This window comes from Piscinibacter defluvii, from assembly GCF_004011805.1.
Taxonomy (GTDB): Bacteria; Pseudomonadota; Gammaproteobacteria; order Burkholderiales; family Burkholderiaceae_C; genus Piscinibacter; species Piscinibacter defluvii.
Map to the genome: position 1 here is coordinate 22,795 of NZ_RCHJ01000036.1, position 10,610 is coordinate 33,404.

Consider the following 10,610-nt stretch of genomic DNA (forward strand, 5'->3'; position numbering starts at 1 on the left):
GGGGTTCTGGACGGTGATCACCATGGCCTTAAAGGGCAAGATCCGCTCGCTGCGAGAGCGCGAGGGCAAGTCGATCAGTGAGATCGCCAGGCGCACGAGCCTGTCACGCAACACGATCAAGAAGTGGCTGAAGGCGCCGGCCGAGGCGCAGCCGAAGTACCGGCGGCGCAGCGCGCCGAACAAGCTCACCCCGTTCGTCGATGCCATCACGCAGGCGTTGAAGACCGACGCCCACCGACCCCGGCACGAACGGCGCAGCGCCCGGGCGCTGCTGTCGCTGATCCAGGCGCAGGGCTACGACGGCGGCTACAGCCGGCTGACCGACTTCATCCGTGCCTGGCGCCAGGGCGAGGGGCAGGCGGTGCTGACCACTGCGTTTGTGCCGCTGAAGTTCGAGCTGGGCGACGCGTTCCAGTTCGACTGGAGCGAGGAAGGGCTGGTGGTGGGCGGCATCTACTACCGGGTGCAGGTGGCGCACCTGAAGCTGTGCGCTTCGCGCGCGTTCTGGCTGACGGCCTACCCGAGCCAGGGCCACGAGATGCTGTTCGACGCGCACACCCGCGCGTTCACCGCGCTGGGCGGGATCCCGCGCCGGGGCATCTACGACAACATGAAGACCGCGGTGGACAAGGTCAAGAAGGGCAAGGGCCGCATCGTCAACGCGCGCTTCGCGGTGATGTGCAACCACTACCTGTTCGACCCGGACTTCTGCAACGTGGCCTCGGGCTGGGAGAAGGGGGTGGTGGAGAAGAACGTGCAGGACAGCCGCCGGCGCATCTGGATCGAGGCCGGTGAGCGGCGCTTCGGCTCGTTCGTGGAGTTGAACGTGTGGCTGGGCGAGCGGTGCCGGTCGCTGTGGGCGGACCTGCGCCACCCCGAGCACCAGCAGTTCAGCGTGGCGGAGATGCTGGAGCTGGAGCAGCCGCACCTCATGCCCATGCCCGAGCCGTTCGACGGCTACGTGGAGAACCCGGCGCGGGTGTCGAGCACCTGCCTGGTGTCGGTGGCGCGCAACCGCTACTCGGTGCCGTGCGAGCTGGCGGGCCAGCAGGTGAGCACCCGGCTGTACCCGGGCCGGGTGGTGGTCGTGGCCGACGACAAGGTCCAGGCTGACCACGAGCGGTTGAGCGACCGGGGCCAGACGCGCTACGACTGGACGCACTACATCCCGCTGGTGCAGCGCAAGCCGGGCGTGCTTCGCAACGGCGCGCCCTTCGCCGACATGCCCGAGCCGCTGATCGCGCTGCAGCGTGCGCTGATGCGTCGCCCCGGTGGCGACCGGGTGATGGCTCAGGTGCTGGCGGCCGTGCCTACGGCTGGGTTGGAAGCCGTGCTGGTGGCCGTCAGCCTGGTGCTGGAGACCGGTGCGGTCAGCGCAGAACACGTGCTCAACGTGCTGGCGCGGCTCAATGCGGCCCCCGAACCCGAGAAGGTGGAGACTGCCCTGACGCTCAGCGAGCCGCCCAAGGCGGACGCCGCGCGTTACGACAGCCTGCGTGCCGACCATGCCGCCCAGGAGGACCACCATGTCTGAAGCACAGCGCGACGTGGTGGCCGAGTTGAAGGCGCTGCGCCTGTACGGCATGGCAGCTGCCTGGGGCGATCTGCAGGAACAGGGCGGACTGGGTGCCGTCGACGGCGGCCGCTGGCTGGTCGAGCACCTGCTGCGGGCCGAGGGCGTGGACCGGGCGATGCGCTCGGTGAACTACCAGATGGGAGCAGCGAAGTTCCCCGTGCACCGCGACCTGGCCAGCTTCGACTTCGAGTCCTCGCGCGTGGACCGCAACCTGGTCGAGCAACTGGCCGAGATGGCGTTCACCGAGGTGGCGCACAACGCGGTGTTCATCGGCGGGCCGGGCACGGGCAAGACCCACCTGAGCACGGCCATCGGTGTGGCCGGCATCACCCGGCGCGGCAAGCGCGTGCGCTTCTACTCCACCGTCGACCTGGTCAACGCGCTGGAGCGCGAGAAGGCCGAGGGCCGTGCAGGACGCATCGGCGCCACGCTGATGCACATGGACCTGGTGATCCTGGACGAACTCGGCTACCTGCCGTTCAGCCAGGCCGGCGGCGCCTTGCTCTTCCACCTACTCAGCAAGCTCTACGAGCGCACCAGCGTGATGATCACCACCAACCTGACCTTCGGCGAGTGGGCCGCCGTCTTCGGCGACGCGAAGATGACCACCGCGCTGCTCGACCGCCTCACCCACCACTGCCACATCATCGAGACGGGCAACGAGTCCTACCGCTTCCGGCACTCCTCGGCCACCGCCAAGACCCGGATCCGGGCGCGCGAGCAGGCCCGCCGCAGCGCCCCAACAGACCCCAACCAGGAGGGCTCCAACCCACTCAGCGAATAGACTTATCCACAGACGGCAGTCCCCGCGACTGCCACCCGCCCCTGGTCAAAGTTCAGTCGGCACGGGTGGTCAGAATTCGGTCGGCGGCAACAGCCATGAGCATCTGCAGCGTGAACCTCTGCGCCAGATCTCGCTCGACCCCACGCTTCACCATCGAGTTGAAGCACGCTGCCAGCTTGTCAGCCGCCTGGCGCGTCACTGACTCCTGGTGGTTCCCGAAGACCGGCGCCTCGTCGCCCGGAAACATGAAGTTCAGCGGCCCGTACCGCGTCGGCAGGTCCGCGAGTTTCACCACATCCACCGGCGTGTCGAGCTGCGTCTCGAAGTCGTACAGCCAGAACTCGTCGAAGTTGCAGAGCACCGCGTACCTCGGACGGTTGGGCACCAATCGGGTCCAGTACGTGAACGCCTGGCTGTAGTGCTTGCCGAGATCTGCGCCTCTCTTCTTCATCTCGATCACGACCACCGGCTTCCACACGAGATCGGCGAACGACGTGCCGCCCGTCGTGTTCTTCACGCGGAGTTCGCACGTCGCGCCTGCCTCCCTGAGCCCGTTCCAGCCGAAGGCTTGGAATAGCCGATCAAGGTAGACCTGTGCCTCCCCCTTTTCGTCGCCGCTGATGTGCTGAGCCACCCACTGCGTGAATGCCTGCAGCTTTGCCTTCTTCTCGCTTGGTGCCGTCATGCCGGTCCTTCTTCTTCGATTCGGCTCGTGGCGCTTCGCGCCCCTCCATCCAGCCGGTTCAGCCCAGGTCGATATGCAGTTCTCGCTTCAGCACATCCAGCAGTGCCAGGCGGCGCTTCGGATCCTGCAGGTTGACCTCGAGCAGCACCCTCCCGTGGTCCCAGTCCTTCAGGATGCCGATCTCCGCCTCTCCTTCGTGGATGCGGTACTGCCTGCTGTTGACCTTCGGCTTTCTGGGCCTCTTCGGTACGTCTGCGCGAGCGACTTCCGCCTCGAGTTGCCGCGTCGTCACGCGATCCTCGATCACCCCTTCGACTAGACCGAGCAGCGCACTTTCGTCCGCGGTCTGCGCGAGTTGAGCCAGGAGCTGGCCGGCCGTCGCGCCGAACTTTCTCGGGTGCTCGCGCACGCGCGCAAGTGCTGCCTCCGGCAGTTTGTTGAACGCCAGCGTCTTGCTCAGCAGACTCTTCGAGATTCCCAGCCTTTCCGCGAGCTCGTCGTACGTCTTGACGTGGCCCGCCTCGAGGAGCTTGGACCAGGACCTGGCGTTGTCGTAGGCCGTCTCGCGGGTGTGCGTGTTGTAGGCCAACGAGAGCTTGTAGCGCTCGATGCCTTCGACGTACTGCGTTGGGATGAGCCGGATGACCCGCTTGCCCGCGCGCATGAGCGAGCGCTTACGCTTGTGCCCGGAAAGGAGAATCCATCGCCCCTCGGCCCCAGGATTCGGCATCGCATGCGCCGGCTCCAACTGCCCCTGTTGCCGGATGAGCTCGGCCAGTTCGCCGATCTCGTCCTCCGGGTAAGAGTCGCGGCTGTTCTCCGGGTTGTCGTCCACCAGGTCGATCGCGACCTCGATCCAGCCAGCTGCCCCCTCTGGCTTCGCACCTTCCGCGCCGGCCGCCGCGTGACTTCCCAGGCGCGCTCCCTCCTCCCCATGTCGCAACAGGTTGCCGCCGGTTTGTGCCAGCGTCTGCTCTGCTGCACGAAACCGCTGATCCACCGCCGACGATTCGCTCGCCAACGAGGTCTTCAGCGAACCGCTCAGCATTGACGCCCGATCCTTCTTGCTCATCGCCGACCCCTTCACTTCAATTCGTTGAGCAACTCGTCGACGAGCGCTTCGACCTCGGCAACGGCTGCACCGGCCCGCGGTACGGCGTGCACCGTCCCGCCCATCACCTGGCACTCTCGATAGGCACTTCGCAAGCCGAGCTGCGACTTGAGGACCGGAACCCCCTCGTCTTCGGCCATCACGTCGAGCGCACCCTTGGCCATGGCGGTTCGCTGCACCATGTTGAACACCACCACGGCCTTCAGATCCGGGTTGGTGGCCTGCGCCTGCGCGGCCAGTTTCTTTGCGGCGACAGCTGCCCAAAGGTCGGCCGGCGAAGGCACCACGGGGATGACCGCAAGGTCGGAGACCAGCAGCGCCGATCCGGCAATCGGAGAATCCACCGAAGGTGGGCAATCAACGACGATGTAATCGAAATTATCCAGGTCGGCCTTAATTTCCCGATGCAGCGCGGCACCAAGCCCACTCAGATTGGAGATGCGCGCGGGAAACGGCGCCTCATCCTTTGCCTGGGCGTGCCACCGCGTCGCGGTGTTCTGCGGGTCGGCATCGATGATCTTGACCTTCTTCTTGCGACGCCCAAGTGCTCCGCCGAGGTGCATCGCAATGTTCGTCTTCCCGCATCCGCCCTTTTGATTGAAGACGGTAATGATCTTCGCCGTCATTGGTTTGCTCCTTCGATTCAGCCCAAGCGTTTCCGCGCGGAAACTATACGGGCCGACTGTCGTCGTCGTCGAATCATTCGTCAATAGTCTTTGAATGAAAATCCACCTGCGCGCCTTCAATCGTTGCGAAGAAGCATCGAGAAATGCGACTGCGTTTCCGCGCGGAAACAAGGGCGCCGACCGCCGCTGCCCGACCCAGGCTTCTGTATCGTCAAGGACTCCTTGAGGACGCTTGAGGTGCCCGGTTGCGAATGGCACCTACTGAAGGGGATCCTGTGGACGTCGGCTTGCTAAGTCTCCCGACTGGCGCCAGCTTCATGGCCCGCTTGCATTCCTCTCGTTTCCGCGCGGAAACGAGACGCCCAGTTGAGCGCCCACGGCGGGGCAGGGTGGTCGCCTCCACTCTTGAACGCCGACTCTCGTTCTGAACAATCTTGCGAAGGTGTGAATCTTATTAAGTTCCTGATGCTCGGACGACGAACTTCTCCATCGCAGCCATGAGGGCCTCCTCGTGCTCCGTGACGTAGTTCGACGTGGTCGTCAGCGACGCGTGGCCCAAGAGCCGTTGCACGGCGTTCAAGGGCACGCCGTCCTTCAGAGCCAAAGTGGCGCAGGTGTGGCGCAACCAGTGAGTAGACGCTTCCCTGAACTTGCTCGCCGCCACCGGATCCGTCACCGCGAGATCGTCACCGCGCTTGGCCAAGTGCTCCTTCAGCGACTCGTACAGGGCGGTATAGCGGAGCGGCTGGGTTGGGGCCGGCCCGCCCACGCGCCGGCGGCCGCGCCGGCTTCGCAACAGCGGCGCCAGGCGAGCCTTGTCATCCTTCGGCGCCCTGGCAACTCGCACAACCTCGTCCGGTGGCACACCCACGCTCTGCAGGTAGGTCAAGAGCATGTCGCGGACAGGGGAGGGCAGGGGTACGTTTCGCACCTTGTTTCCCTTGCCGATCACCTTCAGGCGCCACACCTCGCCCAGGATGATGCTTCCCAACGTCAGCGACAGCATTTCGGATGCGCGCAGGCCACACGCGAACCCCAGCCAGAGCACCAGCACCAGCCGCCGCTCAAGGTCCGAGCAGCCCTCCGCACCCAGCCCGTCGACGACGTGGTGCCACTCGGCGAGGGTGAAGCTCCGCCCGGTGAATTGCTGGGTGAGTTCGTCCACGGCCTTCTGCGACGTGGCGCGTTTGCCCAGCAGCTTGAAGGGGTTGATCTGCGCCACCCGCCCCTCGACCAAGAACTCGAAGAGCGACCGGACGGTGAGGAGATCCTGAGCGACGGATCCCTCCGAGAGTGCCCCGTCGAAAGGCCTCCACTCGGCGCCGTGCCGCTTCGCGCCTCGAGGCCCGATCCATGCCTCGGCCGGGAGTTTCCACCCCGCCTCGGCCCATTCCTCTGGTGTCTTGCGGCCCAGGTCGTACAGCCAGGCGCGGTAGTGGATCGCGTCCTCAGTGGTCAGCTCCGGGAAGCTCGCTTGGCGCTCGAAGTAGCACCACAGTAGAAGCCGCTCGGCGTTCTTCCGGTAGGAGCGCAGGGTGTTTGGGTTGATCGCCCTGGCCGCCAGCCACAGTTCGATGGCGTGCTTGTCGTTCAGGGCGCCCAGTGCATTCCCGCCGGGCAGGTAAGGGGAGGGCGGGACCGGCACTGCCGCCGCGGCCGCCGCGCGCATGACGGGCTGCCTCGGCGGGGTGAATCGCTCCAGCGGGACGAGCGGGCTGGCCACAGGCAGAAGCGCCGGCAGGGCAGGGGGCTTGGCCTCGACCGCGTGCTCGTCCATCCACTGCTGCAGGCGGTCGGCCCACACTTCACCCACGCCCGGCACTTCCTCCCAGCGCGGCGTCTTCCGTGCCGCCAGGGCGTCGCGCACGGCGCCCAAGGTGGCCAGGCCAGCCTCGGCGAGTTTGGCCGACAGGTTTGGGGCCAGCCACGTTGCCACGGGGTCTGATCGCTTGGGCTGCCGGCGCGTCGCGCGCTCGAGCAGCTGCAGCGCTTGGCGCAGACGCTGGCTGAGCCGCTCGCGGCGCGCCTCGGCGCGATCCGAACCGCCGAACTCCTCCTTCCACATCTCGGTGAGCTCGGCTTCGGAGAAGTCGCCGGCGTCGGCGAAGCGCGACGCGAACTCGGCCAGCGTGGGCTTGGCACTGGTCTTGACCCGCCACGGCTCGCGGCGGAACAGCCCTATGAGCGAGGCCTGGCCGGTGGCCAGCGCCTCCTGGATCAGCGCCTGGCGCACCCAGTGCATCGTCGCCTTGGCCAGCGTGTCGGTGTAGTCGCCCTCGAACTGCAGGTACAGCTCCCAGGCCTTGGGCAGTTCGACGCCGTCCATGGCCGCCCGGTAGAACGTGATGTGCGCGCGCGATAGCTCGCGCCGGCCGGCCGGCAGCAGCTCGCGCGTCATCGCGGGACTCCTAAGTCGTTGTCGGGGCTCACGTTAGGGTCGTTTCCGGGTCTCAAGCGGCGGAAATTTCAGACTGGCTGTAATCGGTGATAATAGCAGTTATCATCGGTTATCTCAATACGAATGCGACGCATTCGCACTGCGGCAGCTCACACAACTGAATTTGACGCTCTCGCCGGGAGCCGGGGTAGTCGTACCTTTCGTGCATGTATGGACCCGACGCCCTTTGCAAGCCCTACGCTGTGATGGGAAGAAGTGGTCTGCACGCATGTATCCGGCTCGCTTGATGGGCACAGCTCTCACATGCCCGCAGCCTCGATGAGATTCGCGCATCTCGTCCTCAGCAAATTGGCGGCTTGATTGCTCAGCCGGCAGGAAAATCAGGATCCCGAGATGCTGGTCTGACCGATTTCGTCATCACGTTGGTAGTGCTTCGCAAACCTGCGCTGGGTTTCTGGTGTCAACCCTCCACGTTGAGTTTTGACGTCGTTGGGGCACCCTTCCCGCTGGCGGGAAGGGCGGGGGGATGGGTGGTGCGTTCAGCCTCGACTACGCCACTGCTTGGCGAACGTACTCTCGATCGCTGCTCAGCAGCGCCTGGATCACACGCGCGTTCTTGTTGGCCACCGCCACTGCGGCACGGTTGTAGCCACGCCGCTCGATGAGCTGCTGAAGCCACTTGCTCTGCGCGTCGGTCTTGCCGGCGACGTATCGCAAGACGGCTCGAGCCCCGTGGATCAACAACGTTCGCAGGTACTTGTCGCCTCGTTTGCTGATGCCGTAGAGCTTGGACTTCCCGCCGGAGGAGTACTGCCGCGGCACCAGGCCGAGCCAGGCCGCGAGGTGACGTCCATTCTTGAACTCGCTGGCGTCGCCGACCGCTGCCACGATGGCTGTGGCGGTGAGCGGGCCGACACCATCGATGGCGCTGATCCTCTTGCAGGCCTGCGAGTTGGACATGAACGCCTTGACCCTGGCGTCGCAGCTGTCGATCTTCTCCTCGACCGACTTCAGGTGCTCCAGGAGGTCCACAAGCAGGCCTCGGCAGAACTGCGAGAGTTCTTCGTCCTGGCTGGCCAAGACGTCGGGCATGGCGCGGTGGAAGGCTGCAGGGGTCTGGGCGACAACGATCCCGCGCTCAGCGAGCACACCGCGGACCTGGTTGATGATCGCGGTGCGCTGATGGACCAGGAGTTGACGGAGCCGGTGCAGCGCCTGCAGGTCTTGCTGCTCGATCGTCTTGATCGCAACGAACCGCATGGCGGGGCGGCTTGCCGCTTCGACGATCGCTTCGGCATCGTTGCGATCGTTCTTGTTGGTCTTCACGAACGGTGCAACGTACTGCGGGCTGATGAGGCGCACGTCCGTCCCTTGGCGCTGGAGAACCCGGGCCCAGTAGTGGGCCGAACTGCACGCCTCCATCACCACGAGCTTCGGACTCAAGCGCCGAATCGATTCCAGGAAGGAAGGCCGGCTGACCTTCGAACGGTGTACGACGACACCGGTGCGCGTCGCGCCGTGGAGTTGGAACACACGCTTGGCCAGATCGATACCGAGAACGTCGACTTCCATGATGAGCCTCCATGCCAATCGAAAACGAAGGGGCACGCAGTCTCCCCGAAGGGGGGCGTCGGGTCCATCTCAGTAGATTGGTGCGCTTTGATCTGAGAACCCGTTGCACGACAAGCACTTACGATTGCGGCTGTTCCAGGCGCGGCGGGCTTTTCGTGCAGATTGGTGCGCTTCGTATCGGGAACCCCTGCGAGACCGGACCCCGCGGTCTCACTCGATCGGCCCGGTCAGACCTCTTCGCTCCGGTCGCGAAACTCCAACCTGAACTGCCAACCCTCGAAGGTCGCCACCATCCGTCCGAACTCGTCCCAGGAGATCTCGCGGCCATCGATGATGACCATCGGCACACGATGGTCATCATCGGGATCGCTGTCGACGGTCCCCCGCAGCACCAGGCCATCGTTCACTTGCGGCCCGAGGTCGGTGTCCTCCAGATGGGTGAGGGCCAATGCCCGGCGCATCTTGCCGATCAGCTTGCCCAGCAACTCCAGCGGGTCGTCGTCAGGCTCCCCGATCACCTGAAACCGATACCCCGCCGGGCTGCCTTCGCGTAGCTCGAACGCGTCGATCGCCAATCCGGTGCCGCACAGCCAGTTGCGAAACCGGAACTCGTGCTCCGCCCCGCGTCCATCGACCATGCGGACGGGCTCGAAGGCCACGTGCTCGAACCCCTGCAGACCGAGGCGGCTGGCGGCGGCCTCGTTGAAGCATCGGCCGCAGAGCCGCCGGTAGCCGGTCTCCATCGACCCGTAGTTCACGACATCGTGGTCGGCCGTGGGCTGGCGGCAGGCATCGCAGGAGATGGGCGGCATGCGTCGCAAGGTGCGTGAAGGCGAGGCAACTTTAGGCTACGCCCGCGGAACGGCGAACCGATCGGCCACCTGCCTGGCACGCCGCGCATCGTCGGTGTGCAGGTACATCGAGGTCGTGGCAAGCGAGGCGTGCCGCAGGTTGTCTCGCACCGTGGTCAGCTCGGCGCCGCCTTCGAGCAGGTGCGTGGCATGCGTGTGCCTCGTCCAGTGCGGTGTGGCCAAGCGCAGCTTCTCGGCCAGCGCCGGAGTACCTTCCTCCACGACGTCGGCGGCAGTGCTGAAGAACCGCTTCATCACCCGCCACAGGCGCCACGTGGAGATCCCGCTTTCATCTTCGCCGAGGCTGCCGATCAGCGGGGTCGACGGGCGCCACTTCGACGGCGTCGCGGGCAGCCCTCTTTGAACAAGGTAGCGATCCAGCGCGGCGCGGGCCAACGGTGGCAGCACGACCTTGCCGGCCTTGCGGCCCTTGCCGACGACCCGGATCCAGGTGTCGCCATGCACATCGGCATCGATCGCGCCAAGTTGTGCGCTGACGAGTTCGCTGATCCGAAGGCCCGTGGCGTAGGAGAAGTCCAGCATGAAGCGCAGCCGCTGCGCGGCCGGCTCGCTCCAGCCGTATGACCACTCCAGTCCGTCAGCGACCACCCGCATCAGTTTCCATTCGTGCTCGGTGAAGGCGTGTGACGCATCGAGTTGCGCCGGTCGGCCGCCCCGCACCTTGACACCGGCGAACGGGTTGGCCAGGAGGTAGCGCTGCTCGACGAGCCAGCGGTACAGGGCGTTGAGTACGGACAGCGCATAGGCGGCCGAGCGGGCGCAGAGGTCGCCCGCGAAGGGACGCCATGCCGGTGACGACCGCGGCTGCGGTGTGCCGACCCAGCGTGCGCGTGGAACTGGATGGCGCAGGAAGGCTCGGTAGGCAATGGCGTCCTCGGTGGTCAGCGACGACAAAGCCCGCCCGCGCTCGACGATCGCCCACAGGATGGGGTCTCCTCGTTTTCAGTGCAATAAGTGACGGTACGCAAAGCTAGCACTGGCGCGGG

The 10,610-nt window shown here is 65.7% G+C and carries 8 protein-coding genes and 1 pseudogene; 2 read left to right on the forward strand and 7 right to left on the reverse strand.

Features of this window, described 5'->3' with window-relative positions:
- The first annotated feature begins 22 nt into the window (after positions 1–22).
- Complete coding sequence (istA, locus tag D9C15_RS31310; protein WP_128003409.1) at positions 23–1,534, forward strand: IS21 family transposase; 1,512 nt, start codon at positions 23–25, stop codon at positions 1,532–1,534.
- Positions 1,527–2,360 carry an IS21-like element helper ATPase IstB gene (gene istB / locus D9C15_RS31315; protein ID WP_128003410.1) on the forward strand — a complete coding sequence of 278 codons (834 nt, stop codon included), beginning with the start codon at positions 1,527–1,529 and terminating at the stop codon, positions 2,358–2,360. The genes istA and istB overlap by 8 nt, the downstream gene beginning before the upstream one ends.
- Before the next feature lie 52 nt (positions 2,361–2,412).
- On the opposite strand, the gene D9C15_RS31320 is transcribed toward istB, so the two are convergent.
- From D9C15_RS31320 to D9C15_RS31350, 7 genes and pseudogenes are all read right to left on the reverse strand, one after another.
- Complete coding sequence (locus D9C15_RS31320) at positions 2,413–3,045, reverse strand: type IIL restriction-modification enzyme MmeI (RefSeq protein ID WP_128003411.1); 633 nt, start codon at positions 3,043–3,045, stop codon at positions 2,413–2,415.
- A 58-nt stretch (positions 3,046–3,103) separates the two neighbouring features.
- Positions 3,104–4,117, reverse strand: coding sequence for a ParB/RepB/Spo0J family partition protein (locus tag D9C15_RS31325; protein ID WP_128003412.1), 1,014 nt, complete (start codon positions 4,115–4,117; stop codon positions 3,104–3,106).
- A gap of 11 nt (positions 4,118–4,128) precedes the next feature.
- Positions 4,129–4,782, reverse strand: a complete 654-nt coding sequence (gene parA / locus D9C15_RS31330; RefSeq protein ID WP_128003413.1) for a ParA family partition ATPase — start codon at positions 4,780–4,782, stop codon at positions 4,129–4,131.
- Positions 4,783–5,236: 454 nt separating this feature from the next.
- Positions 5,237–7,180, reverse strand: a complete 1,944-nt coding sequence (locus tag D9C15_RS31335; RefSeq protein WP_128003414.1) for a site-specific integrase — start codon at positions 7,178–7,180, stop codon at positions 5,237–5,239.
- A 549-nt stretch (positions 7,181–7,729) separates the two neighbouring features.
- Positions 7,730–8,752: an IS110 family RNA-guided transposase gene (locus D9C15_RS31340; RefSeq protein ID WP_128003415.1), complete on the reverse strand. Its 1,023-nt coding sequence runs from the start codon at positions 8,750–8,752 to the stop codon at positions 7,730–7,732.
- A gap of 227 nt (positions 8,753–8,979) precedes the next feature.
- The gene (locus tag D9C15_RS31345) at positions 8,980–9,564 is read right to left on the reverse strand and encodes a DUF7686 domain-containing protein (RefSeq protein WP_128003416.1); all 585 of its coding nucleotides are present in this window, start codon (positions 9,562–9,564) and stop codon (positions 8,980–8,982) included.
- 36 nt (positions 9,565–9,600) lie between these two features.
- Positions 9,601–10,551 (reverse strand): annotated as a pseudogene (locus D9C15_RS31350) (tyrosine-type recombinase/integrase); the annotation flags it as partial.
- Positions 10,552–10,610: the final 59 nt, after the last annotated feature.